24 protein-coding genes are annotated in these 25,694 nt (G+C 63.8%); 9 read left to right on the forward strand and 15 right to left on the reverse strand.

Features of this window, described 5'->3' with window-relative positions; all coding sequences use genetic code 11:
* Positions 1-20 precede the first annotated feature (20 nt).
* Positions 21-1,862 (forward strand): ABC-F family ATP-binding cassette domain-containing protein, encoded by a 1,842-nt coding sequence (locus tag GA0071312_RS11855; RefSeq protein ID WP_074445143.1) that lies wholly within the window; start codon positions 21-23, stop codon positions 1,860-1,862.
* Between the two features lie 79 nt (positions 1,863-1,941).
* Here the strand turns inward: GA0071312_RS11855 and GA0071312_RS11860 are convergent, their stop codons facing one another.
* The 5 genes from GA0071312_RS11860 to flaF all read right to left on the reverse strand — a co-directional run bounded on the left by GA0071312_RS11860 (position 1,942) and on the right by flaF (position 5,696).
* Entirely contained in the window at positions 1,942-3,009 is a 1,068-nt protein-coding gene (locus GA0071312_RS11860; RefSeq protein WP_074445144.1) for a TRAP transporter substrate-binding protein, read from the reverse strand.
* A gap of 107 nt (positions 3,010-3,116) precedes the next feature.
* Entirely contained in the window at positions 3,117-4,478 is a 1,362-nt protein-coding gene (locus tag GA0071312_RS11865; protein WP_238947193.1) for a TRAP transporter large permease, read from the reverse strand.
* Positions 4,478-4,657, reverse strand: a complete 180-nt coding sequence (locus GA0071312_RS20335; RefSeq protein WP_238947194.1) for a hypothetical protein — start codon at positions 4,655-4,657, stop codon at positions 4,478-4,480. Before GA0071312_RS20335 ends, GA0071312_RS11865 begins: the two co-directional genes overlap by 1 nt.
* A gap of 2 nt (positions 4,658-4,659) precedes the next feature.
* The gene (locus GA0071312_RS11870) at positions 4,660-5,208 is read right to left on the reverse strand and encodes a TRAP transporter small permease subunit (protein ID WP_238947195.1); all 549 of its coding nucleotides are present in this window, start codon (positions 5,206-5,208) and stop codon (positions 4,660-4,662) included.
* A gap of 104 nt (positions 5,209-5,312) precedes the next feature.
* A complete protein-coding gene (gene flaF, locus GA0071312_RS11875) occupies positions 5,313-5,696 on the reverse strand; it encodes a flagellar biosynthesis regulator FlaF (RefSeq protein ID WP_074445145.1) in 384 nt (127 codons plus the stop codon).
* Positions 5,697-5,907: 211 nt separating this feature from the next.
* On the opposite strand from flaF, the gene GA0071312_RS11880 reads away from it, so the two are divergent.
* Positions 5,908-6,264, forward strand: coding sequence for a flagellar protein FlaG (locus tag GA0071312_RS11880; RefSeq protein WP_131817795.1), 357 nt, complete (start codon positions 5,908-5,910; stop codon positions 6,262-6,264).
* Between the two features lie 80 nt (positions 6,265-6,344).
* On the opposite strand, the gene GA0071312_RS11885 is transcribed toward GA0071312_RS11880, so the two are convergent.
* The 6 genes from GA0071312_RS11885 to GA0071312_RS20595 all read right to left on the reverse strand — a co-directional run bounded on the left by GA0071312_RS11885 (position 6,345) and on the right by GA0071312_RS20595 (position 13,649).
* Positions 6,345-6,791 carry a flagellar biosynthesis repressor FlbT gene (locus tag GA0071312_RS11885; protein WP_074445147.1) on the reverse strand — a complete coding sequence of 149 codons (447 nt, stop codon included), beginning with the start codon at positions 6,789-6,791 and terminating at the stop codon, positions 6,345-6,347.
* A 111-nt stretch (positions 6,792-6,902) separates the two neighbouring features.
* Entirely contained in the window at positions 6,903-8,069 is a 1,167-nt protein-coding gene (locus GA0071312_RS11890) for a flagellin N-terminal helical domain-containing protein (RefSeq protein ID WP_074445148.1), read from the reverse strand.
* A 146-nt stretch (positions 8,070-8,215) separates the two neighbouring features.
* Positions 8,216-8,566 carry a hypothetical protein gene (locus GA0071312_RS11895; RefSeq protein ID WP_074445149.1) on the reverse strand — a complete coding sequence of 117 codons (351 nt, stop codon included), beginning with the start codon at positions 8,564-8,566 and terminating at the stop codon, positions 8,216-8,218.
* A 9-nt stretch (positions 8,567-8,575) separates the two neighbouring features.
* Positions 8,576-10,009, reverse strand: coding sequence for a homospermidine synthase (locus tag GA0071312_RS11900; RefSeq protein WP_074445150.1), 1,434 nt, complete (start codon positions 10,007-10,009; stop codon positions 8,576-8,578).
* A 216-nt stretch (positions 10,010-10,225) separates the two neighbouring features.
* A complete protein-coding gene (locus tag GA0071312_RS11905; RefSeq protein WP_074445151.1) occupies positions 10,226-12,385 on the reverse strand; it encodes a methyl-accepting chemotaxis protein in 2,160 nt (719 codons plus the stop codon).
* 235 nt (positions 12,386-12,620) lie between these two features.
* Entirely contained in the window at positions 12,621-13,649 is a 1,029-nt protein-coding gene (locus tag GA0071312_RS20595; RefSeq protein WP_083204537.1) for a L,D-transpeptidase, read from the reverse strand.
* 350 nt (positions 13,650-13,999) lie between these two features.
* On the opposite strand from GA0071312_RS20595, the gene GA0071312_RS11915 reads away from it, so the two are divergent.
* On the forward strand, positions 14,000-14,779 hold the full coding sequence (locus GA0071312_RS11915; RefSeq protein WP_074445152.1) for a protein phosphatase CheZ: 780 nt from the start codon (positions 14,000-14,002) through the stop codon (positions 14,777-14,779).
* 87 nt (positions 14,780-14,866) lie between these two features.
* Here GA0071312_RS11915 and ettA read toward each other — a convergent pair whose 3' ends face one another.
* Positions 14,867-16,519 carry an energy-dependent translational throttle protein EttA gene (ettA, locus tag GA0071312_RS11920; protein WP_074445153.1) on the reverse strand — a complete coding sequence of 551 codons (1,653 nt, stop codon included), beginning with the start codon at positions 16,517-16,519 and terminating at the stop codon, positions 14,867-14,869.
* A 260-nt stretch (positions 16,520-16,779) separates the two neighbouring features.
* Between ettA and phaR the strand changes: the two genes are divergently transcribed.
* The 5 genes from phaR to GA0071312_RS11945 all read left to right on the forward strand — a co-directional run bounded on the left by phaR (position 16,780) and on the right by GA0071312_RS11945 (position 20,691).
* Positions 16,780-17,361: a polyhydroxyalkanoate synthesis repressor PhaR gene (phaR, locus tag GA0071312_RS11925; protein WP_074445154.1), complete on the forward strand. Its 582-nt coding sequence runs from the start codon at positions 16,780-16,782 to the stop codon at positions 17,359-17,361.
* Positions 17,362-17,675: 314 nt separating this feature from the next.
* Positions 17,676-18,743, forward strand: a complete 1,068-nt coding sequence (locus GA0071312_RS11930) for a glycosyltransferase family 4 protein (protein WP_074446133.1) — start codon at positions 17,676-17,678, stop codon at positions 18,741-18,743.
* A 13-nt stretch (positions 18,744-18,756) separates the two neighbouring features.
* Complete coding sequence (locus tag GA0071312_RS11935) at positions 18,757-19,170, forward strand: fluoride efflux transporter FluC (protein WP_074445155.1); 414 nt, start codon at positions 18,757-18,759, stop codon at positions 19,168-19,170.
* Entirely contained in the window at positions 19,170-19,610 is a 441-nt protein-coding gene (locus GA0071312_RS11940) for a fluoride efflux transporter FluC (protein ID WP_074445156.1), read from the forward strand. Before GA0071312_RS11935 ends, GA0071312_RS11940 begins: the two co-directional genes overlap by 1 nt.
* A gap of 88 nt (positions 19,611-19,698) precedes the next feature.
* Positions 19,699-20,691: a hypothetical protein gene (locus GA0071312_RS11945; RefSeq protein WP_074445157.1), complete on the forward strand. Its 993-nt coding sequence runs from the start codon at positions 19,699-19,701 to the stop codon at positions 20,689-20,691.
* A 9-nt stretch (positions 20,692-20,700) separates the two neighbouring features.
* Here the strand turns inward: GA0071312_RS11945 and GA0071312_RS11950 are convergent, their stop codons facing one another.
* From GA0071312_RS11950 to GA0071312_RS20080, 3 genes are all read right to left on the reverse strand, one after another.
* A complete protein-coding gene (locus GA0071312_RS11950) occupies positions 20,701-22,833 on the reverse strand; it encodes an ATP-binding protein (protein ID WP_238947196.1) in 2,133 nt (710 codons plus the stop codon).
* A gap of 152 nt (positions 22,834-22,985) precedes the next feature.
* A protein-coding gene (gene prfB / locus GA0071312_RS11955; RefSeq protein ID WP_108721911.1) for a peptide chain release factor 2 occupies positions 22,986-24,117 on the reverse strand; the annotation gives its coding sequence in 2 pieces (ribosomal slippage) (positions 22,986-24,047 and positions 24,049-24,117; 1,131 coding nt in all).
* Entirely contained in the window at positions 24,011-24,574 is a 564-nt protein-coding gene (locus tag GA0071312_RS20080; RefSeq protein ID WP_165603972.1) for a hypothetical protein, read from the reverse strand. Before GA0071312_RS20080 ends, prfB begins: the two co-directional genes overlap by 107 nt.
* Here GA0071312_RS20080 and GA0071312_RS11960 point away from each other — a divergent pair.
* Positions 24,527-25,555, forward strand: coding sequence for an aspartate-semialdehyde dehydrogenase (locus tag GA0071312_RS11960; RefSeq protein ID WP_074445159.1), 1,029 nt, complete (start codon positions 24,527-24,529; stop codon positions 25,553-25,555). The two genes, GA0071312_RS20080 and GA0071312_RS11960, sit on opposite strands and share 48 nt — an antisense overlap.
* The last annotated feature ends 139 nt before the right edge of the window (positions 25,556-25,694 follow it).

Raw genomic sequence — 25,694 nt, forward strand, 5'->3', positions numbered from 1 at the left:
AAAAGGCGTAAACGACGGTCATGGCTCCTCCGCTTCTTCATCTGCAGGGGGTGGCGCTGACTTTCGGCGGCACGCCCCTGATCGAAAATGCCGAACTCTCCGTCGCACCCCAGGAGCGCATCTGCCTGGTGGGCCGAAACGGCTCGGGCAAGTCGACGCTCTTGAAAATGGCGGCGGGGCTTGTCGAGCCGGATGCGGGCAAGCGTTTCGTCCAGCCCGGCGCGACCTTGCGTTACCTGCCGCAGGAACCGGATCTGACCGGCTATCACACGCTTGGAGCTTATGTGGCGGAGGGTCTCGGTCCGGCCGATGATGCCTATCGCGGCGCGTATCTGCTCACCGAACTCGGACTCGATCCCGCGCGTGACACGCAGGGGCTCTCCGGCGGTGAAGCGCGCCGGGCGGCGCTTGCACGCTCGCTGGCCCCGTCGCCGGACATCCTGCTTCTGGACGAGCCGACCAACCATCTGGATCTTCCCGCGATCGAATGGCTTGAGAGCGAGCTCGCCGGCATGCGCACGGCGCTCGTGCTGATCAGCCACGACCGCCGTTTCCTCGAGAAGCTGTCGCGCGCCACGATCTGGCTCGATCGGGGGCAGACGCGGCGGCTGGAGGAGGGCTTTGGCGCGTTCGAGGCCTGGCGCGACAAGGTGCTCGAGGAAGAAGAGCGCGACCGCCACAAGCTGACCCGCAAGATCGCGGCGGAAGAAGACTGGCTGCGCTACGGCGTGACCGCGCGCCGCAAGCGCAATGTCCGGCGGCTCGGCGAATTGCACGGCCTGCGCAAGGAATTGCGCGAGCAGCGCCGCGCCACCGGAGACGTGAAGCTCGCTGCGACCGAGGGGGAGACTTCCGGCAAGGTCGTCATCGAAGCGAAGGGCGTGACCAAGGCCTATGACGACTCGCCCATCGTGCGCGATTTCTCGATGCGCATCGCGCGGGGCGATCGTGTGGGGATCGTGGGGCCCAACGGGGCGGGCAAGACCACCCTGATCAATCTGCTCACGGGTGGCCTGGCACCGGATGCGGGGGAGGTGCGTATCGGGGCCTCGGTCCAGATGGTGACGCTCGACCAGCGCCGCGAGAGCCTCGATCCGAACTGGACGCTCGCGGAGGCGCTTACTGGCGGGCGTGGCGACACGGTTCAGGTGGGTGGCGAGACGAAGCATGTCGCGGGCTACATGAAGGACTTCCTTTTCCAGCCCGAGCAGATGCGCACGCCCATCGGTGTGCTCTCCGGCGGCGAGCGGGGGCGGCTGATGCTGGCGCGGGCGCTGGCGCGCCCCTCCAACCTGCTCGTGCTCGACGAGCCGACCAACGATCTCGATCTCGAAACCCTCGATCTGCTGCAGGAACTGCTGGCTGATTACGCCGGTACCCTGATCCTGATCAGCCATGATCGCGACTTTCTCGACCGCGTCGTGACATCCACGGTCATGGCGGAGGGCGAGGGTCGCTGGCGCGAATATGCCGGTGGCTATTCCGATATGGTGGCGCAGCGCGGCGCCGGTGTCTCGGCCTATGGCGGTGTGGCGACGGGGGCGAATTCAGGCGCGCGCAAGGGCGGCAAGGATGCCGAAAAGAGCGCTGCCAGATCGGCCTCATCCGGCGGCGAGGCGCGCAAGCGCCGGCTCTCGTTCAAGGAGAAACATGCGCTCGAAACCCTGCCCGGGCGGATCGCCGAACTGGAGGCGCAGATTACCAAAGTGCAGGCGGTGATGGACGATCCCGAGCTTTTCACGCGCGATCCGGCGCGTTTCGAGGCAGCTACCGCAAAGCTTGGTGAACTGCAGCTCGCGCTCAACCAGGCAGAGGAGCAATGGCTCGAACTGGAAATGCTGCGCGAGGAGCTGGAAGGCTGATCGCGCGCCTGCTCGTGAAAACGGCCCCGGATAACCGGGGCCGTCTCTCGCTTCGCGATGATCTGGTGTGCGTGCGGTATCAGCCGCGGCGGGCCGCCAGCATCGGCTCGGTCATCATGCCGCTGAAGGCGCGAGCCGCTTCGAGATAAGGCTCGTAGCTTTCCAGAACCCGCGCGACATTGCCATGTTCGGCGCGCAGTTCCTCGCGGACTTCGCTCCAGGCTTCGCGCTGCGCGGTGGTGATATCCTCCGGCCAGCGCAGGAATTCGACGCCGGCTTCTTCCAGCTCGCGGGCTGCCTGGGCGTTGTAGTAATCGAACTGCGCGTGCATCTCGAGCGCTGCTGCCTGAGCCGCTGCCTCGCAGACGGCCTTGAGATCGTCCGGGAGTTCAGCGAAGGCGTCCTGGTTGAAGACGACGGCGACGGCAGCGCCCGGCTCGGCATAGGCTGGCATGTAGCACAGATTGGTGATGCGCTGCAGGCCGAAGGCCTGGTCGAGCATCGGGCCAACCCATTCGGCTGCGTCAATCGCACCCGATTGCAGCGCCTGGAAGATCTCGCCGGCGGGCATGAGCACGGCGTTGACGCCGAGCTTGCGCATCACGTCGGCACCGAGGCCGGCAATGCGCATGTTCAGACCATCAAGATCTTCGACGCTGTTCAGGCGCTCCTTGAACCAACCGCCGGACTGGGTGTTGGAATTGCCGGAATAGAACGGCTTGAGATTGCGCTCGGCATAGATCTCGTCGAACAGCTCCTGTCCGCCACCCCATTTGAGCCAGGCGAAATGTTCGTTCGATGTCATGCCGAAGGGCACGCCGGTGAACCAGTGCAGCGCGGCTTCCTTGCCGGCGGCATAGTAGGGAGGGCCATGGACGACGGGTACGGTACCGGCCTGGGCGGCATCTTCGACTTCAAGCGGCGGCACGAGTTCGCCGGCGCCGTAGACGGTGAGCTCCATGCGCCCGTCCGACATCAGCTTGACCAGCTCCGCATAGCGGGTGACGTTGGTGCCCACGCCCGGTGCGGCGGCCGGGAAGGACGAGGCGATATCCCACTTCACATGGCCGCTGGCGATAGCCGGGGCGGCGAGTGTGGTCGCCGTGGCGGCGGCGGCGCCGCCCATCAGGAACGTTCTGCGTTTCATAAAAGAGATCCTCCCTCTGGATCATTGACATTCTGCCGCCTGGTAGCGGCGCTCGTTGCCTTCGCCCGAAGCCGGTTGCGCCGGCTTTCATCCGAAGGCGACACGCTTCATCCGAAGATGACCTCCGGCAGCCATGTCGCCAGCTCGGGCACTGCCAGCAGGATGCCCAGAGCGACGAGTTGCAGCAAGACGAAAGGTATCACTCCGCGATAAATATCGATGGTCGTGATCGATCGCGGTGCGACCGAGCGGAAATAGAACAGCGCAAAACCGAAAGGCGGTGTCAGGAAGCTCGTCTGCAGGTTCATGGCGAGCAGCACAGCGAACCAGACGGGCGAGATATCCGTGCCCAGAATCGCCGGGCCGAGCAGCGGCACGACGATGTAGATGATCTCGATGGCTTCCAGGATGAAGCCGAGGATGAAGACCAGCAGCATGATCAGGAGCAGCGCACCCCACTGGCCGCCGGGTAGCCCGCTCATCAGCTGGACGACCATCCGGTCACCGCCGAAGCCGCGGAAGACGAGGGCGAGCATCGAGGCGGCGATGACGATGCCGAAGACCATGCCGGAGATCTTCATCGTATCCCCGAGCGCGCCTTGCAGCGCCCCGCGCCCCCATAGCCGCGTGGCGGCGATCAGCACGCCGAGGGTGATGATGATCGCACCCGCGAGCGCGAGCAGCCCGGCAGGTGTGTCCAAAGCCGCGCGTCCCATACCGCCCATGCGCAGGGCGACGAGGGCGAAGGCGGCGATGCCGGCCCCGGCGACGAGCCAGCGCTCGATGCGAAACCGCAGCTCCTGCCAGCCGGCGAGCAGCATCGCGCCGATGGCTCCGAGCCCCGCTGCCTCGGTTGCGGTTGCAACGCCGGCGAGGATGGAGCCGAGCACCGAGACGATCAGAAGCATCGGCGGCAGGAAGGTGAAGATCACCTCCGTCCAGGTCACGGGTTCGCCCTGCGCGGGAACGCTGACGCCTTTGGCCGGGCGGAGCACGAATGCGAGATACAGCCCGTAGAGCGCGACCAGCATCAGGCCGGGAACGAGCGCACCTGCAAACAGATCTCCGACCGAGACCGGTATCGGTGCGAAATTGCCGGCGCGCTGCTGCGCTTCGAGATAGGTATTGCCGATCTGGTCACCCAGCAGCACCAGCAGGATCGAAGGCGGGATGATCTGCCCAAGCGTGCCCGAGGCGCAGATCAGTCCCGAGGCTCGCCGCGCCGGGATGCCGGCATCCATCATCGGTTTGAGGGCGACCAGAACCAGCATCACGACAGTGGCGCCGATGATGCCGGTCGCGGCGGCGATCATCGCGGAGAAGGCCAGCACCGAAAGCCCCATCCCGCGTGGTGAGCCGCCCAGCATCCGCGCGAGCACTCCGAGCATGTTCTCGGCCAGCCGCGCGCGCTCCAGCAACACGCCCATGATCACGAAGAGCGGTACCGCCATCAGCAGGGTGTTGTTCATCACCCCCAGACGCGGTTGGGAAACAGCGCCAGAAGCGAGAGGTTGAAGGCGTCGAAGAATACGGATGCGGCGACGGCGACCAGCATCGGAATCCCGGCAATCGCCAGCATGGCGGGTATGCCGCTCAGAATCCCGGCGAAGAGCCCGATCACCATGATGATGAGGAAGAGTTCCGACACGCTCAGCCCGTCCCGCTGGAGGCCGGGGAGGGCGGATCTCCCGGCAGGGGCGGCACGCCGTACTCGGCTTCACGCCTGCGCAGGAAGGCGGCGATGCCCTGGATGATCATCAGGAATGCGGCCAGCGGCAGCGCCGTCTTGATCAGGAAGATGCCGGGCAATCCGCCGGTTTCCAGGGCGCGTTCGCGGATCGCCCAGCTATAGGAGAGGCTGGGCCAGTAGCTGATGATGGTGAGCGCGAATACCGGGATCAGCAGCAGGACCAGAGCCAGCCCCTCCGACCAGACGCGGTAGCGCGGCGAGAGCCGCTCCGAAAGCACCTCGACGCGCACATGCCCGTCCTGCGCCATGCAGACGGGGAGGGCGAAGATCACGAAGACCGCGAAAGCATAACTGGCAAGATTCTGCAATTCGATGAAACCGACCCCGAACCCGTAGCGCAGGATGACGATCCCCAGCACGGATGCAACAAGCACGATCCCCGCGAGCATGCAGACCGCCCGCGCAAACCGATCCGCCACGCGGCTCGCATGTTGGAGAAAACGCACCACCTTGCTCGAATCCTTCCCCGTTTCCGCGCATAGAACCAGCCTGCGCATGCAAGGTCAATAAGGCGCGGTGATGCGGGATTGTGGATGACACGTGCTCACGCGATTCAGGCAGCGGGTTGCGGCGCCTGCTCGGAAAGACCTGCGGCGAGTTCGCGGTTGATGTTGATCATCGTCGTCAGCGCCTGTTTCGACGGGCGCGTGCTCGCGGCGAGGATTTCCGTGAGCATGAAAACGGCGAGATTGGCGACATTCTCGCGCACCTTGGCAGGAAGCGGGTTCTCCGGCGTGGTCGCGGAGGTGGCGAAGATGGTCCAGAGCTGCCGGTTGAAGGCGAGCGCGTCGTCGAGCGGCGCGGCACCGCTCTCGAGCTGGTCATGCGCAGCCTGGAGCTTGCCGGCAGCCTTGATCAGCAAGGTAGCTTCGAGTTCGCGGGGCGGGAGAGGAGCAGCTTTCGCGACTTTCGCGTAGGCATTGGCAGCCGAGTTCATGGACAACCTCACGAGTGAACTTCCGTCACGACTTTTAACCATAGTGCCTTAAAAATGGCTTAAGGCGATTTTGCCGAATGCAGCGATGCGGTATGAGTATTTATCAAGTATCGAGACAGACAATAAGATTTCAATAAAATTCGAGCGTTTGCCTTAGGAGGAAGTTGATCCGAAACTGATATCCTGTCACCTCGTATCAGGAGTAGTGGCCATGATGGACCCTGGATTGGGTGCTGGCGCAAGCTGGTCATATACTGCAGATTTCCGACGCGAAGGTGTCGCGATGCTGCGTGAGAGCCGTGCGGAAGCAACGGTAACGGCCATCGACGAGGCGCAGTTTCGTCAGGCGGATCAGGATGCTGATTCTGATTCAGGCAACAGTTTTTCGGCCAACCGTGAAGTGCGTTTCGAGCGTGATGCCGAAATCGGCGCTCTGTTGTTTCAGGTCGTCAACACTCAGAGCGATGAGGTAATCTTTCAGCTGCCGACGGAAATCATGCTCAACCTGCGCAAGTTCTATGCCGAGAACGAGCCCCCGAGCATACCGACCTTCAGCGCTTCGCTCTGACGCGTAAACTGAACAAGTCGACGGATACCGAGAAAACGGCCCCCTGCGGGACCGTTCTTTCGTGATTCGGATCTCGGCGATCAGGATAGGGCGGGGCGGGCCTTGCGGATGTCGTCGGGCTCTGCGGGAGCGGATCTGTCCCCTGCTGCGAGGGCGAGCAGTTCCGTCTCATAGGCAATGAGCTTGCGGGCCTGTTTGAGCGCCTTGTAGAGCTTGCGCTCCTGAAGCTGCTCATAGATCGCCAGAATGTGCGCCCGTGTGCCCGGGGCCGCCTGCATGATCTGGTTGGCGATCTCGATGAAGGCGGTTTCGCCAGCTTGCGGATCGTCGGCCAGATACATGTGTTCAAGCGCGACATAGAGCCGTTTGCAGGGCGTATCCGCTTCCGACTGGGTGATAATATCGCTTTCACGCAGGATCCGGCTTTGCGATTCCACAACGAAACTCGACCGCTTCGGCCCGTTGCGAATGGTCGTCTCGCCGATGATCAGCCGCTCATTGGGCTTCAGCTCGATCCGTAAGGGCATGGCTCTCTCCCGCTGCGCTGCGAAAGCCTAGGCGCGCGTGGTTAACGGCAAGTAAAAAACGGCGGCAGGAAAGCCCCGCCGCCGCATGATCTACAGAATAATGAGTGTCGATCACCGCAGAAGCTGAAGCACCGACTGGTCGTTCTGGATCGCCAGACCGAGAGCCGACTGGCCAAGCTGCTGCTTCGTCTGCAGAGCCAGGTTGTTGGCGGCTTCCTCGTTCATGTCGGCCAGGGTCAGGCCATCAGCGCCGGCCTGCAGCGTGTTCACCATTTCCTTGGTGAAGCTCTCGCGGTTCTCGACGATCGTCTGCGCGGTGCCGAGCTGGCTCGACAGGCTGCGCAGCTCGCTCACGCCCGACTGGAGGGCTTCGAGGCGGGACTCCAGGTTCACGTTGGACGCGAAGGTCGTGGCATCGCCCTCGGCGCCGCCGAGGCGATCGGCCGTCACATTGCCGAAGGCAGTGCCATCAGCCTGTTTGGCGCTGACGGTGAAGCTCGTGCGATCATCGCCGGTGAGTTCGTTGAACACGACCTCAAGCGCATCACCCATAAGCAGGTTGTTACCGTTGTAACCGGAATCGGCGGAAAGCGCGTTGAGCTCGGTCCGCAGATCGTTGTAGCTGTTCATCAGCGCCTGACGGGCATCGGTGAGATCGCCGACAGCGTCGATGGTGCCGCCGGATGATGCGCCTTCAGTGAGCACAACTTCCTGACCACTCTCGTTGACGATGGTGAAGCCGGTGCCGGCATCGTCGAGCTGTGCGGTCAGATTGTTGCTCTGGAAATTCGCGTCGCCATTGATCGCATCAACGACCGTCTGGGCGTTGGCGGCTTGATCGGTCGCGCTCAGATCACCCGTCGCGATGGTGACGTCGAAAGCCGCGCCGCCGCCGACGGCTGCCTCGACGACGAACGCGGTCGAGTCGTCCGCAGGCGCCGTGATGCCGGCTGATTCCGGCGGCTCGCTGCCCGGATCCTGCAGCGCCTGACGCACCTGGCCAATCATCGTTTCCATCGTCGTGCTGATGGAATCGATACCCTTCGAGGCAGCGTCGATGGTCTTCATGCCGTTCTGCATGCCCTGCGTGATCGACGAAAGATCGTTCGCGCGAGAGTTGAGGCCCTGGGCGGTGAAGAAAGCGGCGGCGTCGTCGAGCGGGCCGTTGACCTTCTTGCCGGTGGCAAGACGATTCTGGGTCTGCTCGAGTAGACCGGCAGTGCCCTGAAGCGAGAGCAGGTTGGAACGCACACCGGCGGAAAGGTTGATAGCTGACATGGAATTCTCCCGTTGTCTGACGCCTCCATCCTGGAGACAGCAGACAGAAAGCACGGGTTTTCTTGCGCGATTCTTAAACCGATGCGGGAGTCGCGCCCCTATTGCCGCTCTTGGCCGGTATTGCCGGGTGTTCTTGCGGATTGTGGTTAATCATTACTTTCCGCCGTCCCCGTATCGCGCCCGGGAAAGACCACGAAATAACCCAGCCCGTCATGGGCGGGGAGGGGGCTCATCCGCGCGATCCAGCCCCGCCTGCGTGCCGCCAGCAATTGCCGGCCCACGGGCAGGAACAGTGTCTCGCCCCCTCCCTCTGGCGGCGGCGAAAGCCGAATGGCAACGGCGCGGCGCGGCATGAACAGGCTGCGCTCGATCAGCTCCTTCACGGATGCATCCGCCTGCGCGGCATCGGCCTCGCGCAGATCGAGCACGGCATCGGCATTGCTGATGCCCAGCGAGCCGAGCAGCGCGCCCGTGTGAACGCCTTCGAAATCCGTCATGCCGTCCCCTCAGCGCACGAGAATGTTGCGGAACTGCCAGGGATCGTCGTGATCGATATCCTCCGGATAGAGCCCGGTATGGCTGTCGAGCGGCGTCCAGTCCGTATAGGTGCCGATCACCGGCCCGAGATAGGGAAGCTGGATCTCGAGGCAGCGCCTGTAATCCATCTCATCCGCCTCGACGATTCCCGCCTGCGGGTTTTCCAGCGCCCAGACCATGCCGGCAATGACGGCGGATGTCACCTGCAGGCCGGTAGCGTTCTGGTAGGGCGCGATCCGGCGCGTTTCCTCGATGGAGAGCTGCGAACCGTACCAATAGGCGTTCTTGCCGTGGCCGTAGAGCAGCACGCCGAGCTCGTCGATGCCGTCAACGATCTCGTGCTCGTCGAGAATATGAAAGCGCGATTGCTGGTTGCCACCATTGCCGAACATCTCGTGCAGCGACAGCACCGCATCGTTGCAGGGGTGATAGGCATAATGGCAGGTCGGGCGGTAGGTGGGCGCATCGCCCTCGTGCAGGGTGAAGTAATCCGCGATCGAGATCGATTCATTGTGCGTGACGAGATAGCCGAATTGCGCCTGACCCGTCGGCGTCCAGGAGCGCACGCGCGTATCGGCACCGGGCTGGAGCAGGTAGATCGAGGCCTTGCAGCCGCTCACATGGTCATGGGCATTGTCGGGCCGCCAGCGCTCATGCGTGCCCCAGCCGAGCTCCGCCGGCTGCAAGCCCTCGACGATGAAACCCTCCACGGACCAGGTATTGACGAAGGTGTCGAACGGCTTGGGATCACGCGCGCGCTGCGTGTCGCGCTCGGCGATGTGAATGCCCTTGACGCCCACATCGCGCATCAGCCGCGCCCAGCCCTCGCGGCTGGTCGGCTCCTCGAAAGTGAGCCCGATATCATGGGCGATATTCACGAGCGCCTGTTTGACGAACCAGGAGACCATCCCCGGATTGGCGCCGCAGCAGGAAACCGCCGTGGTGCCACCCGGCGCCAGCCGCCGCGCCTCCATGGTGCGCTCGCGCAGGGCGTAATTTGTGCGATCCGCCGGATCGGCGGAGGCGTCGCGGTAGAGGCCGGGCCAGGGCTCGTTGACGGTGTCGATATAGAGCGCTCCCAGCGCACGGCAGAGTTCCATGAGATCGCGCGAGGCGGTATCGACGGAGAGATTGACGCAAAAGCCCTGGCCGCCGCCCTCGGTCAGGAGCGGCTCCAGGATCTGCGCGTAATTGTCCTTGGTGATGGCTTCATGCACGAAGCGGATGCCGCGATCGTCGAGCATGGCGCGATCGCTGTCGACCGGGTCGATCACCGTGAAGCGCTCCTTGTCGAAGGCGAAATGCCGCTCGATCAGGGGCAGGATCCCCTTGCCGATCGAACCGAAACCGATCAGCACGATCGGGCCGGTGATCTCGGCGTGGACGGGCCAGGTGGCGGTCATGCTGCACTCCCGAATCGACCGCCGGCCTCCGCGACCGGCGCTGAACGGGCGCCACCTTGTGCAATCGCCGCAGCGAGGTCAATCGGAGGCGGCACGCTTCACGCCGCTACACAGGGATCGGTCACTGCGATCCAGGGCGATGCGGCATCGGTATCCCCAAACGAAAACAGGGCGGCATCGCGCCACCCTGTAGCCCGTCAGATTCTTTCCGCAATTTCAAGCCGCCCGAATCTGTTCCAGGAAGCTGCGCACCCGCGAATTGACCAGATCGGCCTGCTCCTGCAACGATGCGGCAGTCTGGACGACCTCGTCCGCAGCCTCGTCGGCCGAGGTGATCATGCTGCGGACATCGGCGATATCCTCGCTGACATGAGAAGCGCCGGCCCGCGCTGTATCGGCGCTCGCCGCGATGGTCTGGGTGGCTGCGGTCTGCTCCTCGACGGCAGCGGAAACGGATGTCATGGCCGAGGAAATCTCGCCGACCTTGCTCTGGATATCTCCGACGGCGCCGACGGCCTGATCGGTGGCCGCGCGCATCTCGGCGATCTGTCGGCTGATCTCCTCGGTGGCCTGCGCCGTCTGCGTGGCGAGGCCTTTCACCTCCGCCGCGACGACCGCAAAGCCCTTGCCTGCTTCACCGGCACGTGCGGCTTCGATGGTTGCGTTCAGAGCCAGCAGGTTGGTCTGGTTGGCGATGCTCTCGATCAGCCCGACGATCTCGCCGATGCGCGAGGCACATTCGCTCAGCGAGGCGACGACGGTGCCCGTATCGGCGGCAAAGCGATCGGTTTCCTGGGTGACCTGCGCCGAGCGTGTAATCAGTTGCGAGATCTCCATGATGGAGTTCGACAATTGCTCGGTCGAACTCGCGACATCGGCCACCGAGTGGCTGGCGGTCTGCGCACCTTCCGCGACCCGGTCGGAGCCGGAACGGGCCCGGTCGGACTGATCCGCCATGTCGCGTGCCGCCCGTGTCAGCGCATCCGCCTGACCACCGAGCGCGCCGACGGCTTCGCCGATCGCTGCTTCGAGATCGCTCGCGAGCGCCTGCATCGCTTCCGACCGCGCCGTGTTCTGCGCCTCCGCCGCCTCTTCGGCTTCGCGTGCCCGCTGCTGGGCATCGGCCTGGACACGGTTGCGGATACCGCCGACGGCGCGGGCGATATCGCCGATCTCGTCGCTGCGCTCTTCACCGGCGATGTGCGTGACCTTCGTATCCTCCGCCAGACGATGCAGCGTGACGGTCAGTGCCTTGATCGGGCGCACGATGGAGCGTCCCGTCAGCACGGCGAGAACCAGTGCGCCTGCCAGGATGGAGAGGGTCGCGATGACGATGCCACGTGCCGTGGCGACCACATCGGCGAGCGCTTCGGCCGTCGTCTGGTCGGTGACGAGGTAGAAATCCTGGCCGAGCCAGGAGATTGCGCGCTTCTCGGCAAAGCGGGTCGCGCCGCCCTCATCGGTGAAGGTGAAGGTTCCCGTTGCGGCTTGCTCGACGGCAGGGCGGTCCAGGGCAGTCAGGGCGCTGTCGCCGTCCAGCAGCGGGCGGTTCGAGCGCAGCAGCCCGTCAGTGCCGACGAGGTAGCTCTCACCCGTATCGCCGAGGCCGTCGCGGGAGGCGATGCGCGCGTCAATCAGGTCGGCCTCCAGGCGGTAAATGATGACGCCATCGGCGGGCATGCCCTCCAGACCATGCGAAAAGACCGGCGTGGCAATGAAAGCCGAGGCGACGCTCCCGGCGGGTTCGTATGCCGCGAAATCGACGAGGGCGACTTCGCCCTGCGGCGCCTTGATCGCGGCTTCGAATGCGGCGGCGGCGCCGGTATCGGCCATGATCGCGTCGTCGATATCGCGGGCGAAATCGGCGTGCTTCGCGACAGTGTAGATGATCTCGCCTTCCTCGGTCAGCACCATGATATCGGCGTAACCGCGTTCCTGCATGATGGCCCGGAAGGAGGCGTGGACGTCGGTATGGCGCCAGGCATACATCGATTTGTCGCCCTCGCCGGTCAGCGCGATGCGCTCTTCAAGCGTCTCCGGTGTGGTGAAGAAGGTGGTGAATTCCTGCTTTTGCGTGTCGTTGAGGCGAAATGAGGAGCGCAGGTCCTCCAGCACGATGCGCACAGTGGCGTTCTCGGAAAGGGTAAGGAGGTCCCGCGCCGTCGCGTCGAGATCGGCCTGGAGGGCTTCACTGCGCGAATCGGCGACCAGCGCGAGGCGGTCGCGCGTAGCCTCGACCAGGGCGCCATGGGCGCTCGTATAGGCGTAATAGCCGACTCCCGCACAGGAAAGCAGTGCAACAAGTCCGATCGTCAATGTAATCCGCGCCTGGAGCGTCAGCCTTGCGATCCCCTTGGTCATCTCGAAATACCGCATGAGCAGCTCCTGAATATGGCTCTTTCGACGCAGAACGGTCAGCTTTACGCTAGATCCCGACCGTAGCATGTTTTCCGAAGTGCTAGCCGCCTTATCGACTATGCATGAGAGCAGTTTTCTTAAAATACCTTCATAAATGGTAATCAGGATCGTGAAATCAGGCAAAAAAGCAAAAACCGGCCCTAGGGCCGGTTTTCATGATCAGTTTATCTACTTATGATTGTCCAAAACCGGTTTACATCACTACCACACGGGAGCCTACGCGGACGCGCTCGTAGAGATCCTTCACGTCTTCGTTCATCATCCGGATGCAACCGGAGGACATGGCCTGACCGATCGTGTGCGGCTCATTGGTCCCGTGAATGCGGTAGAGCGTGTTGCCGAGATAGAGCGCCCGGGCGCCGAGGGGATTTTCCGGGCCGCCGGCCATGAAGCGCGGCAATTCCGGCTGCCGACGACGCATGGATTCCGGCGGGCGCCAGTCCGGCCATTCCGCCTTGCGGGAGACGGTCTCGGTGCCGCGCCATGAGAAGCCCTGGCGACCGACGCCGACGCCGTAACGGATTGCCTTGCCGCCCGGCTGGACGAAGTAGAGGAAGCGGCTTGACGTATCGACCACGATCGTACCGGGGCCATAGGGGCCGCTGTAATCGACCGTGGTGCGCCGGAAACGCTCGGCAACGGGTGTGTTGCGGGGATTGGCGCGCGGTGCGGGCGCGCTCGCCTGCAATGACGCAACCCGGCTGTTGCCAGTACGCGCTGCGGATTGCGGAGCGGCGCTGCGGGCGGTCGCATTCTGATGGCGCACCGTCGGCGGTGTGCGGGCGGAAATGATCCGCGCGGGCATGGCGTCATTTGCCGGCAGTGAACGGGGCGCCTGGCGGGCGCGCTGCGGTGCGGCAGTCTGGGCATTGTTGCGCGTCTGCGGCGCCGTGCGGGCGGGTGCCTGCGCCTGTCGCGGCGCATGTGCGCGGGTTTGTTGCGGAGCCGCCTGGCGACGTTGCGCCTGCTGCGCTGGTGGTGCGGCATGCGTGCGGGGCGCAGCATGCGTGCGCGGTGTCGGGTCGCGTCCGGTGATCAGCATTTCGAGGAAGCCGCCGCCGAGATTGGGCTGGCGGGCCTGCTGCTGATGCGCTCCCGGAGGCTGGTTATAGGCGGCGCGGCTTTGCGCCGACGCTTCACCGCCGTCACCGATCCCGCTCGCGGGAACGATGAGGCAGGCCGCCGCGAAGGCGGTCAGAGCCGTAAAGCCTGTCAGTTTCATGCAATTGACCTCTTGGTGTCGGACGCCTCGGATCGATAGGTCTCGTCGGCTTGCGCCGCGAGCGTGGCTGGTCGGGCGCGGGTCGTTCTGATGCGGCCCGTCGTCGATACAGCCTGTAATCGCAGATCCGTTTTGAGGAATTCTTTCGCCCAGGCGGAGATGCAGTGCGAAATCATGGCGAGAAGACGTTTTTACTGATATTGGTGAATCGGAAATGGGGAAGTACGGTGAATCAACTCTGAACGGCCGCAATGCTTGTTGGTGCGGTGGCGGCGTGCGCGTTCACGTTATTCTAATGAATTGCCGTCATGGATATCGGGACACTTCCAGAAAGGGATCGACGGCGCGCCATGTCACTTGCCCATAAACGCTATCGCATCGAAGAAACCCTCGGCCACGATCCGCGCTTTTTCCAGCCGATCGAGATACCCGTGACGCCGGTCGCCTCCGCAGCACCCGTCTCCGGCGAGGCTGCCGCCAATGATCCGCGTTTCGAGCAGATCATGACTGCGCTCGAAGAGATCAAGCGTTACATGGACCCTGCCCTGCGCAATTCCGCCGATGTGGTCGAAGCCTATCGCCGCGAGATCGCCGAGGTCTACGAGCTGCGCGGCGAACTCGACGCGATGAAACTCGCCATCACCCAGACAAAGCGCGAGATTGCCTCGCTCTACCGCTCCGAGGAGGAGGGCAAGGGTATGCGCCGCGTCGCCGGCGAGCTTGATGCCGTCGTCGGCGCCACGGAGACGGCCACGAGCTCGATCCTGTCCGGGCTGGAAGATATCGAGGCTGAGGCCAACATGCTGCGCGCATCCGGCATGGATAGCGGCAACAACGACCATGTCGGCGCGATCCTCGACCGCGTGATCAGCATGTATGAGGCCTGCAATTTCCAGGATCTGACGGGTCAGCGCATCTCGAAGATCGTCAATGTGCTGAAATTCGTCGAGGAACGTCTCGACAAGATGATCGGCGTCTGGGGCGGGCTCGAAGCCTTCAAGGAAATCGCCGATACGCACACCGACGGCCTGCCGGCGCTCGATGACGAGAAGAGCCTGCTCAACGGGCCCAGGCTCGACGAGGATGACGGGCATGTCGATCAGGGCGATATCGACGCGCTGTTCGACTGAGATCGCCGGGTGCAGCCGGCAAAAGATCCCTGAACGGGAACGGGCGCCTTCGCGGCGCCCGTTTCGTATTTCACGGCAGGTATCTGCTCAGCGGGTGAACTTTTTGTACTTGATGCGCTTGGGGATGGTCGAATCCGTGCCCAGCCGGCGCTTTTTGTCTTCCTCGTAATCGGCGAAGTTGCCCTCGAACCATTCCACATGGCTGTCGCCCTCGAAGGCGAGGATGTGGGTGGCGATGCGATCGAGGAACCAGCGATCGTGGCTGATGATCACCGCACAGCCGGCGTAATCCTCCAGCGCATCCTCGAGGGCGCGCAGGGTATCGACGTCGAGATCGTTGGTCGGTTCGTCGAGCAGCAGCACATTGGCACCGCTCTTGAGGATGCGCGCGAGATGGACGCGGTTGCGCTCACCGCCCGAGAGCATGCCGACCTTCTTCTGCTGGTCGCCACCCTTGAAATTGAAGGCCGAGCAATAGGCGCGGGAATTCATCTCGCGCTTGCCGAGATAGATGATCTCGTTGCCGCCCGAAACCTCTTCCCAGACGGTTTTGTTGGCGTCGAGCGCATCACGTGACTGATCGACATAGCCGAGCTGCACCGTCTCGCCGATGGTGATCGTGCCTTCGTCCGGAGTCTCCTGGCCGGTGATCATGCGGAAAAGGGTGGTCTTGCCGGCGCCGTTGGGGCCGATCACGCCGACAATACCGCCCGGTGGCAGCTTGAAGGAGAGGCCGTCAATGAGCAGCTTGTCCTCGTAGCCCTTCTTCAGATTGTCGAATTCGATCACGTTGGCGCCCAGCCGCTCGGCGATCGGAATGATGATCTGCGCCGTGGTCGGACCCTTGTCCTGCGCCTTCTGGACAAGTTCCTCGTAGCGCTGGATGCGCGCCTTGGATTTCGTCTGGCGGGCTTTCTGCGAAGCGGAGACCCATTCGCGCTCGCGCTCGATGGTGCGCTGGCGCGCCTCGTCCTCGCGCGATTCCTGCGAAAGGCGCTTCTGTTTCTGCTCCAGCCACGAGGTGTAGTTGCCCTCATAGGGAATGCCGCGCCCGCGATCGAGCTCGAGAATCCAGCCGGTGACATTGTCGAGGAAGTAGCGATCGTGGGTGACGATCAGGATCGCGCCGGGATAGGTGCGCAGATGCCCTTCGAGCCAGGAGACCGTCTCGGCGTCGAGATGGTTGGTCGGCTCGTCGAGGAGCAGCAGGTCGGGCTGTTCGAGCAGCAGCCGGCACATGGCCACGCGGCGGCGTTCACCGCCGGAAAGGTTCTCCACGCCCCAATCGTCCGGCGGGCAGCGCAGGGCGTCCATGGCCTGATCGACCTTGGAATCGAGATCCCACAGATCCTTGGCTTCGATCTCGTCCTGGAGCGCCGTCATCTCGTCGGCGGTTTCCTCGGAATAGTTCATGGCGAGATCGTTGTAGCGCTCCAGGATTGCCTTGAGCGGCGCGACGCCGAGCTCGACATTCTCGCGCACGGTCTTGTCGTTCTCGAGCCTGGGCTCCTGCGGCAGGTAGCCGACCCTCGCGCCGTCAGCCACCCAGGCCTCGCCGTTCCATTCCTTGTCGAGCCCGGCCATGATGCGCAGGAGCGTGGATTTACCCGCGCCGTTGGGCCCGAGCACGCCGATCTTGGCATCCGGATAGAAGGACAGGTGCACGTTATCCAGCACCTTCTTGCCCCCGGAATAGGTCTTCGAGAGACCCCGCATATGATAGATGAACTGTCGCGCCACGAGCTTCGTCCCATCGCAAGCTGTATGAAATTCCGTGGCAGGGGATAGCAGGGCATGGCGCGGGCTACAAGCGGGATCGATCCTGCCCGAGGCGCGCCTTCGACCCGGAATTCGCACTTTGCATGTCGCGCCAACGTGCATTTCGCAAAATTCATGTTTGCGCATTGCGGCGAAGTGCTTAAGGTTCAAGGGAGATTGTCCTGCGCCGACCTGTCCGGTGAGCCGGTGTCGTGCCGTGAGTAAAGAGACGTGACAACGCCATGGCGACGGAAAAGCAGCCCATCATCATCAAGAAATACGCCAATCGCCGACTCTACCATACCGGCGCCTCGACCTATGTGACGCTGGAAGACCTCGGCACCATGGTGAAGGCGGGCGAGGATTTCCTCGTCTACGACGCCAAATCCGGCGAGGACATCACCCGCTCGGTGCTGACCCAGATCATCTTCGAGCAGGAAAACAAGGAAGGCGGCCAGAACCTTCTTCCGGTTACGTTTCTGCGCCAGCTGATCCGCTTCTACGGAGACAGCATGCAAGCCATGGTGCCGAGCTATCTCGAGCATTCCATGTCGTTGTTCACCAATGAGCAGGAAAAGATACGCGCCCAGATGAGCGAGACCTTCGGCCCGAAGGCCTTCATGGCACTCGACGAGCAGGTGCGCTCCAACATGCAGATGTTCACCGAGGCGATGAAGGTGTTCACGCCATTCGCCAACAAGGGATCCGCCGGGAAGGACGATTCCGAGGGCCAGTCCGGGACCGGCGCGGAGGCCGATATCGACAGTCTGAAAGCCCAGATGGCCGAGATGCAGGCGCGCCTCAACGAGTTGGCCAAGAAATAGCGCGAGCACGAAATAGCGCGAGCACGAAATAGCGCGCTCACCGGTGGGAGGCCGTCTCGCCGTCACGCGCCTGCATCGCGCAGATGGCTTGTTTTGCCGGTATCCGGCTGCGTCATAATGTGAATTCCACAGCTGATACCCCGATTTCGCTTTCTTTGCGCTGCAAAAATCTGTCTGATCCGGGGCAGGGAATGCGGCGATGAAATGCGATATCGGCAAGGAGGCCTCGGGGTGTGTCCGTGACGGATGAATGGAGCGTCTCGCAATCGGCTTCAGCCGGGACGTCCGGGCCAAATGGCACGCGTCACGCTGGGCTGCCCGCGCGCCGGCTGCTGATTGCCACGGATGCCTGGCACCCGCAGGTAAACGGGGTCGTGCGATCAATCGAGCACATGGTCGCCCGCGCTGCCGATTTCGGCTTCAAGACGAGCGTGCTGGAACCCGGCGCCTTCCGCAGCGTACCGATGCCGACCTATCCCGAAATCCGCCTCGCCCTGCCGCGTCCGTCGCGCATCGCGCGCTTCATCGCGCAGGCGCGTCCGCAATACATCCATATCGCCACCGAGGGACCGATCGGCCTGATGGCGCGGCGCTACTGTCTCGCGCGGGGTCTGGGTTTCTCCACCGGCCTGCACACACGCTTCCCGGAATATGCCGCCGCGCGCTTTCCGCTCTCCGAGCGCCCGCTCTATCGGATGCTGCGCTGGTTTCACGCTCCCGCCGACTGCGTCATGGTCGGCACGCAGACCATGCTCGACGAACTGGCGGCGAAGGGTTTCGACAACCTGGTGCTCTGGCAGAAGGGGGTTGATTGCGCCCAATTTCGCCCGCGGGCGCGAGAGCGGCCTGCGGGTGCATCGCCGATCTATCTCACGGTCGCGCGGCTTGCGGTCGAGAAGAATCTGGAGGCCTTTCTCGCCCTCGACCTGCCCGGCCAGAAGATCGTCGTCGGTGACGGGCCTGACCGCGCGCGGCTCGAAGCGATCGATCCGTCTGCGCGCTTTCTCGGGAAGCTCACCGGCGAGCCGCTTGCGGAGATCTATCGCAGCGCCGATGTCTTCGTCTTTCCCAGTCTTACCGATACGTTCGGCATCGTCATGCTCGAAGCGCTCGCCTCGGGGGTGCCCGTCGCCGCCTATCCGGTGCCCGGTCCGCTCGACGTGCTCGGCAATTCCGGGGCCGGGGTGATGGATCGGGATCTGGGGCATGCGATCCTGACCGCGCAAACCATCGATCCGGCGGTCTGCCGCGCCCATGCCGAGCGCTTCGACTGGCGCGCGAGCGCGCGCCAGTTCTACGGTCACGTCCTCGCTCATCGGCTTGCCGAACACAATGTGCATCGCGATACGCGCGGGCCGATGCCGTTTGCGGCCAAGGCCTGAATCGGCGGGCGGGATGGGGAAGGCGCTCACGACTCTGGCGCTCGTTGCGCTCGGCGGTGCGCTCGGCAGTGTCGCGCGGGTGCTGGTCGCGCAGGCGGTGGCCACGCGTCTGGGTGATTCGTTTCCCTGGGGGACACTCGTGGTCAATGTGAGTGGCGCGCTGCTGATCGGTGCGCTGCTGCCCCTGCTGGCGGAAATCCAGGCTGTCGTGGTTTCGGGATCCGGTTCGCCGGCGGTGGCGCTCCTGATCGTCGGGCTGGTGGGCAGTTATACGACCGTCTCCTCGTTCTCGCTCCAGACCATCGCATTGCTGGAGGAGGGGTCCTGGCGGGCTGCGGTCGCGAATCTGCTCGCCTCGGTGGCGCTTTGCCTCGGGGCCGTCTTCGTGGCCTCAAGGGCGGTCGCGGCCCTGATGGGGGTGGTCTGATGGCGCGGGATGTGCATCGCGGCAAGACCGCGCGATCCGGATCTGCGGCGCCGCTCCTTCCCGTCGCACTCGGCGGCGCGCTTGGCGCCTGCGCCCGCCATCTCCTCGGCCTCGCGCTGATGATGATTTGGCCTGAATCGGGGCTGCCGCTCGGCAGCATCGCGGCAAACGGGCTCGGCTCGTTCCTGATCGGTTTCGTCGCCGCATTGATGTTGCATGACGGGCAGTTCGGAGCGACGCTCGCACGCCGGCAATTCCTCATCGCCGGCTTTTGCGGCGGGTTCACCACCTTCTCGATCTTCTCCTTCGAACTGCTCTATTTCATCGAGACCGGCGCCTTCGCCCTGGCTGCCGGTTATCTCCTGCTCTCGCTGATCGTCTGGCTCGGCGCCGTCGCGCTCGGCATGCGCCTCGGCCGCCGGATCCGCGCGCGATCATGAAGCGGGGGTGTCCCCTGCAATCGAACGGGGCGCGCCTGCGCCGTCGCTGCTAAGCCTTGCGAATCGCGAGTGAAGAGGGAGACGGGCGATGTGGGATTTTTCCATCGGTCGAACAATCAGTCTGCTGATGCGGACCATGCCGTTCATCCTGTTGCGGATGGCGGTCTATTTCGGCGTGGCTTTGGGCTACATCCTGATGACCGGCACCGGCGCGGGTATCGGGTATGGGGTCGGCGCGCTGGGTGATCCCGGTTTTCAGGCCGGGTCGACGTTCTGGGGTGGTGTGATCGGCTTCGGCTTCGTCGCCGTGATCATGTACTGGCTGCGTGAATATCTGCTCTATATCGTGAAGGCAGGGCATATCGCGGTGCTCGTCGAACTGATCGACGAGCGCCCGATGCCGGAGGGCCGCTCGCAGATCGGCCATGCCCAGGCGATCGTGCGCGAGCGTTTCGCGGAGGCGAGTATCCTTTTCGCAGTGGATCAGTTGATCAAGGGCACCCTGCGCGCGGTGACCGGGCTCATTCGCGGCGTGTTCACGCTCTTGCCGATCCCGGGCATGCGCCAGCTGATCAGCATCCTGCGCGCCTTCCTGCGCGTCGCGGTGGGTTTCATCGACGAGGTGATCCTCGCCTATAACATTCGCACGCGTTCGACCAATCCGTGGCAATCGGCACGCACGGCCCTCGTGCTCTACGGGCAGAATTACGGCCCGATGCTGCGCAATGCCGCCTGGATCACGCTGTTCGTCTACGGGCTGTCGGCACTGGTCTTCATCGTCATGCTGGCGCCGGCTGCACTGGTGGTGAACATGATCCCTGGCGCCTGGTCGGCGGGCGGTTTCGTCTTCGCGCTGATCTTCGCCTGGTCCGTGAAGGTCGCCATTCTGGAACCCTTCGCCATCACCTGCCTGATGCAGGTCTATTTCCGCACCATCGAAGGGCAGGCGCCGAATCCGGAATGGGAGGCGCGGCTGGAGAGCATGTCCGGCAAGTTCCGCAAGCTCAAGGAGCGCGCTGTCAGTTCGGGCGGCGAGAGTGGCGCAACGCCGCCGCCCGCGGCCCCGGCGCCCGCCCCCTGACCGCCCGGATCACGACGTCCCGGCCATGGCGCGTGCCGGGGCGTCCGTGAGGAGCCGCGACAGGTCGCGGATGTCGAAGGGCTTGGCCAGAAAACCATCGAGCCCGGCTTCGATCGCCGCATCCTCGTCCTCGCGCTGGGCATTGGCAGTCAGTGCGATGATGCGTCTTGGTGTGCGCCGGGTCATTGCCCGCTCGAGATTGCGGATGCGCCGTGTCGCCTCGAGTCCGTCAAGGCCGGGCATGCGGATATCCATCAACACCAGATCGTAATCCGGGCGCAGCCCCGAGAACGAGGCTTCCGCGAGCGAAAACGCTTCGTGCCCGTCCTTTGCCCAGTCCACTACGGCGCCGAGCCGCTCCAGTGTCTTCACCGCGAGGAGTGCGTTGATCTCGTTATCCTCGGCAAGCAGGACGCGTTGCGTGCGCCCGGTTTCGGATTTGCGCGGACGCGGCGGCCCGGCATGCACCTGCTCCTGCGCCTGATCGGCAGCCGGCATGACCGGCTCCGTCAGCCGCGCATAGAGCGAGCGCGCCCGCAGCGGCTTGACGAGATAGGCATCATATCCCGCCGCGCTCGGTGAGCCGAGATCGCGGCGCTCGAAAGGCGAGAGCAGGACGAGGCAGCGTTGCGCGCCGGCCTCCCGCGCTGCCGTTGCGATATCGCGGGCGACATCATCACCGAGCGCACAATCGACGATCAGACCGGCAAATGGCGTCGCGATGTCCGAGGCCGTCGCGATCTTGGCGAGCGCTTCGGTTTCGCTGGCCATGAGCACCACATCCGCCCCCGCCTCCCCGAGCTTGCGGCGGATGAACGGTGCCTCGAAGGGCGAGCGGGCGAGAACGAGATAGCGCTTGCCTCGCAGATCGGGAAGTTCGCTGCGTCCGTCCGCATCACCATCGGCGGGGAGGGGAAGGGTGATGGTAAAGCGCGAACCGGCATCCGGGCGGCTCTCGACATCGATATCGCCCTGCATGCGCTCGACGATCCGGCGGCTGATGGCAAGCCCGAGCCCCGTCCCGCCATGGCGTGCCGCAGGACTGCCATCGCCCTGCTCGAATTCCTCGAAGAGCGAGGCGATGCGATCGCGCGCGATACCCGGACCGGTATCGGATACCGCGATCACGAGCCCGCCCGTCTCGCTGATATCGACTTCGATGCCGACACCGCCGATCTCGGTGAATTTCACGGCGTTGCCCGCGAGATTGACCAGGACCTGCCTTAGGCGATCGGCATCACCGATCAGGCTTGCGGGTGTGCGGGCGGCGATGTGACAGGCAATTTCGATACCCTTGCCCTGCGCACGCGGCGCCAGCAATTCGACGACGCCCTCGACGACGGCGCGGATATCGAAGGGGTTGTTCGCAATGTCGAGCTTGCCGGCTTCGATCTTGGAGAAGTCGAGGATCTCGTCGATCAGGGAAAGGAGCGCGCCGCCGGAGGTCTTGACGGCGCGCAAGTAGTTGGTCTGCTCAGGGTCGAGATCGGTTTCGAGCAGGAGATCGGTCATGCCGATAATGCCGTTGAGCGGCGTACGGAATTCGTGGCTGACGGTGGCGAGGAAGCGCGATTTGGCTTCGTTTGCGGCCTGTGCCCGGGAGCGCTCTTCCGCGAGGGCACGTTCGGTGACGACGCGCTCGGTGATCTCGCGGCCTGCACGCAGGATTTCGATGGCGCCGCCCGGCGCATGGACCGGCGTCTCGATCCAGGCGAACCAGCGCGGCTCGGCATCGCCGGTATCGATCGCCTCGTCGACCAGCATCGCACCATCCTCGCGCCGGCGGGTCGGACCCGCTTCGACAACGCGCGGGCAGGTCCGCGCACCGATCAGCGTGGCGCGCGGGCGCCCGACGATTTCGGCATAGCGGTCATTGGCGAAGGTGATGCGACCGGATTTGTCGCGCTGGACGATGACGTCGAGCTGCGCCTCGACCAGGGAGCGATAGAGTTCGCGGCTCTCGGAGGCACGCCAGACCTCGTCCTGCAGCATCTCGTTCTCGTCCTCGATCCGCCGGGTGTGGCGTTCGAGCCGGAAATAGGCGATCAGCAGCATCAGCGCCGAGATCGTTCCGACCATGCCGAGCCCCGCGACGACCGCGATCAGCCAGCCCGAAGCGCTGTTCCAGAATTCGGCAAGCATTCCGTCCCCGTCATCCAGTCCCTGTCATGCGGGCAGAATGCATGAAGGGGTTGAAGACCGGCTTGAGAAACGTGGTTTTCGGGCGCTGAACGGAATGCCTGCAATTCTATGGAATGCGCTGCCGCCAGGCTCTGCCGGCGACAACCATCAGATCAGTCGATATCGGCGACCGGTTCGCCCGCACTGCCGGAGACTTTCTGGGCGAGCGAGGCCTCCATGAACGGATCAAGCGCACCGTCGAGCACGTCGTTCGGGCTCGTCGATTGCTTGCCGGTGCGCAGATCCTTCACCAGCTGGTAAGGCTGAAGCACGTAGGAGCGAATCTGATGACCCCAGCCGATTTCCGATTTGGAGGAGGCCTCGGCATTGGCCTTCTCTTCGCGCATCTTCAATTCACGCTCATAAAGCCGCGCGCGCAACATGTCCCAGGCCTTGGCGCGGTTCTTGTGCTGTGAGCGCTCCTGCTGGCACGCCACCACGATCCCCGTGGGGATATGCGTGATGCGCACGGCGGAATCCGTCGTATTGACGTGCTGACCGCCGGAGCCCGAGGCGCGATACGTGTCGATGCGGCAATCGGATTCCGCGACCTCGATATCGATCTTGTCGTCGACCACCGGGTAAACCCAGACCGAGGCGAAGCTGGTATGGCGGCGCGCGTTGGAATCGAAGGGCGAGATCCGCACCAGGCGATGCACCCCTGATTCCGTCTTGGCCCAGCCATAGGCGTTGTGGCCCTTGACCATGAGCGTCGCGCTCTTGATGCCGGCTTCTTCGCCGTCCGAGACCTCCACCACCTCGACCTTGAAGCCGCGCTTCTCGGCCCAGCGGATATACATCCGCATCAGCATCTGGGCCCAGTCCTGGCTCTCGGTGCCGCCCGCGCCGGAATGAACCTCGATGAAGGTATCGTTCGAATCGGCCTCGCCGGAGAGAAGCGCCTCGATCTGGGCGCGCTCGGCTTCGCCTTCGAGGCTGCGCAGGGCGCTCTCACCTTCGGCAACAGTGTCGGCATCGCCTTCGGCATCGCCGAGTTCGATCAGGGTGATGGCGTCCTCGAGTTCCTGTTCGAGGCGCTTGATCGTCTCGATCTGGTTCTCCAGCGCGGTGCGTTCGCGCATGAGTTTCTGCGCGGCATCCGCGTCATTCCAGAAATCGGGATTCTCGGACAGGGCGTTCAGTTCGGCGAGACGGCGCTGGGCGTGATCCCAGTCAAAGATGCCTCCTCAGCAGCCCTATGGACTGCTTGGCGGTCTCGACCAATGCTTCGAATTCGGCGCGCATGGTACTCGTGATCATCCTCTTGCGAGACGTGAATCGGATCGTCGATCCTGCGTGCAGGCGATATCAGTTTGCGCAGGCGATTGCAAAGGGTCGGCGGCGCGCCCCGGCCTTTACCCTTGACAGGAAGGGCAAAATCGCAGATCGATCCGCGCAATGATGCAATGCGCTTGCAGGAGTTCGTCGTGGCCGCTTCCGGCATGCAGATGACCGCAATGCCCAGCCCGGAGAGCCGTTCAGGCTCTCGCGGGACGAAAACGACGTGCTTCACGGGCACGCGCGTGAAAACGACGCGCTGAACGCTTCCTCGCCGTGGAGAACTCTCCCGCCCGGCGGGAGGAGCAGGCGGCAGGTCATTGGCCGCCGCATCGCCGCCGAAGGGGAGAGCGTTTCTTTCAGGAGCTTGAAAAAGATGGGTTACAAGGTCGCCGTTGTCGGCGCGACCGGCAATGTCGGGCATGTTCTGCTCGATATTCTCGCCGAGCGCGCTTTTCCCGCCGATGAAGTCGTGGCACTGGCCTCACGCCGTAGCCAGGGCAAGGAAGTCTCGTTCGGTGACAAGACCCTGAAGACGAAAGCGCTGGAGACGTATGACTTTTCCGATATCGACATCTGCCTGATGTCGGCCGGCGGGGACGTCTCGAAGGAATGGGCGCCGCGCATCGCCGCACAGGGCGCCGTCGTGATCGATAATTCCAGCGCCTGGCGCTACGATCAGGACGTGCCGCTGATCGTGCCGGAGGTGAATGCGGATGCGGCAGCGGGGTTCTCGAAAAAGAATATCATCGCCAATCCGAACTGCTCCACCGCGCAGCTCGTCGTGGCGCTGAAGCCGCTGCATGATCACGCGGGTATCAGGCGCGTCGTGGTCTCGACCTATCAATCCGTCTCCGGCGCCGGCAAGGCGGGGGAGGATGAGCTCGACCGGCAGACGCGCGCGGTCTATTCGCTGCAGGATGCTGTCACAGAGAAATTCCAGAAGCGCATCGCCTTCAATCTCATTCCGCAGATCGACGTCTTCATGGAGGACGGCTATACCAAGGAAGAGTGGAAGATGCTGGCGGAGACGAAGAAGATCCTCGATCCGAAGATCAGGCTCACCGCCACCTGCGTGCGCGTGCCCGTCTTCGTCTCGCATTCCGAGGCGGTGAACGTGGAATTCGAAAGGCCGATCAGCGCCGACGAAGCGCGCGAAATCCTGCGCGCGGCACCGGGCATCATGGTCGTCGACAAGCGCGAGGATGGCGGCTACGTCACCCCCGTCGATGCGACCGGCGAGGATGCGACCTATATCTCGCGCATCCGCGAGGATGCGACCGTGGAGAACGGTATCGCCTTCTGGTGCGTCTCGGATAATCTGCGCAAGGGCGCGGCGCTGAATGCGGTGCAGATTGCCGAGGTACTGGTCAATCGCAAGCTGATCAGCCCGAAGGCGCGTTGAGGCGGCGCGCTTCGCTGCATGTCACTGAAAGCAGGAAAGGCCGGGGTGACCCGGCCTTTTTCAGTTCAGAAAACCCTTGTCTTCTTGATTCGTCCGGCGCGGCGGGTTCCCTTGCCGTTCACCGGGGCATGTCGCCGGC

Origin of the sequence: Saliniramus fredricksonii, assembly GCF_900094735.1 — a bacterium.
Classification (GTDB): Bacteria; Pseudomonadota; Alphaproteobacteria; order Rhizobiales; family Beijerinckiaceae; genus Saliniramus; species Saliniramus fredricksonii.

What these genes read in the sequence shown, in the direction of transcription:
- GA0071312_RS11855 (WP_074445143.1), top strand. Translation starts at nt 21, where the DNA reads ATGGCTCCTCCGCTTCTTCATCTGCAGGGGGTGGCGCTGACTTTCGGC.
- GA0071312_RS11860 (WP_074445144.1), bottom strand. Translation starts at nt 3,009, where the DNA reads ATGAAACGCAGAACGTTCCTGATGGGCGGCGCCGCCGCCGCCACGGCG.
- GA0071312_RS11865 (WP_238947193.1), bottom strand. Translation starts at nt 4,478, where the DNA reads ATGAACAACACCCTGCTGATGGCGGTACCGCTCTTCGTGATCATGGGC.
- flaF (WP_074445145.1), bottom strand. Translation starts at nt 5,696, where the DNA reads ATGAACTCGGCTGCCAATGCCTACGCGAAAGTCGCGAAAGCTGCTCCT.
- GA0071312_RS11880 (WP_131817795.1), top strand. Translation starts at nt 5,908, where the DNA reads ATGATGGACCCTGGATTGGGTGCTGGCGCAAGCTGGTCATATACTGCA.
- GA0071312_RS11885 (WP_074445147.1), bottom strand. Translation starts at nt 6,791, where the DNA reads ATGCCCTTACGGATCGAGCTGAAGCCCAATGAGCGGCTGATCATCGGC.
- GA0071312_RS11890 (WP_074445148.1), bottom strand. Translation starts at nt 8,069, where the DNA reads ATGTCAGCTATCAACCTTTCCGCCGGTGTGCGTTCCAACCTGCTCTCG.
- GA0071312_RS11895 (WP_074445149.1), bottom strand. Translation starts at nt 8,566, where the DNA reads ATGACGGATTTCGAAGGCGTTCACACGGGCGCGCTGCTCGGCTCGCTG.
- GA0071312_RS11900 (WP_074445150.1), bottom strand. Translation starts at nt 10,009, where the DNA reads ATGACCGCCACCTGGCCCGTCCACGCCGAGATCACCGGCCCGATCGTG.
- GA0071312_RS11905 (WP_074445151.1), bottom strand. Translation starts at nt 12,385, where the DNA reads ATGCGGTATTTCGAGATGACCAAGGGGATCGCAAGGCTGACGCTCCAG.
- GA0071312_RS20595 (WP_083204537.1), bottom strand. Translation starts at nt 13,649, where the DNA reads ATGAAACTGACAGGCTTTACGGCTCTGACCGCCTTCGCGGCGGCCTGC.
- GA0071312_RS11915 (WP_074445152.1), top strand. Translation starts at nt 14,000, where the DNA reads ATGTCACTTGCCCATAAACGCTATCGCATCGAAGAAACCCTCGGCCAC.
- phaR (WP_074445154.1), top strand. Translation starts at nt 16,780, where the DNA reads ATGGCGACGGAAAAGCAGCCCATCATCATCAAGAAATACGCCAATCGC.
- GA0071312_RS11935 (WP_074445155.1), top strand. Translation starts at nt 18,757, where the DNA reads ATGGGGAAGGCGCTCACGACTCTGGCGCTCGTTGCGCTCGGCGGTGCG.
- GA0071312_RS11940 (WP_074445156.1), top strand. Translation starts at nt 19,170, where the DNA reads ATGGCGCGGGATGTGCATCGCGGCAAGACCGCGCGATCCGGATCTGCG.
- GA0071312_RS11945 (WP_074445157.1), top strand. Translation starts at nt 19,699, where the DNA reads ATGTGGGATTTTTCCATCGGTCGAACAATCAGTCTGCTGATGCGGACC.
- GA0071312_RS11950 (WP_238947196.1), bottom strand. Translation starts at nt 22,833, where the DNA reads ATGCTTGCCGAATTCTGGAACAGCGCTTCGGGCTGGCTGATCGCGGTC.
- GA0071312_RS11960 (WP_074445159.1), top strand. Translation starts at nt 24,527, where the DNA reads ATGGGTTACAAGGTCGCCGTTGTCGGCGCGACCGGCAATGTCGGGCAT.
- GA0071312_RS20080 (WP_165603972.1), bottom strand. Translation starts at nt 24,574, where the DNA reads ATGCCCGACATTGCCGGTCGCGCCGACAACGGCGACCTTGTAACCCAT.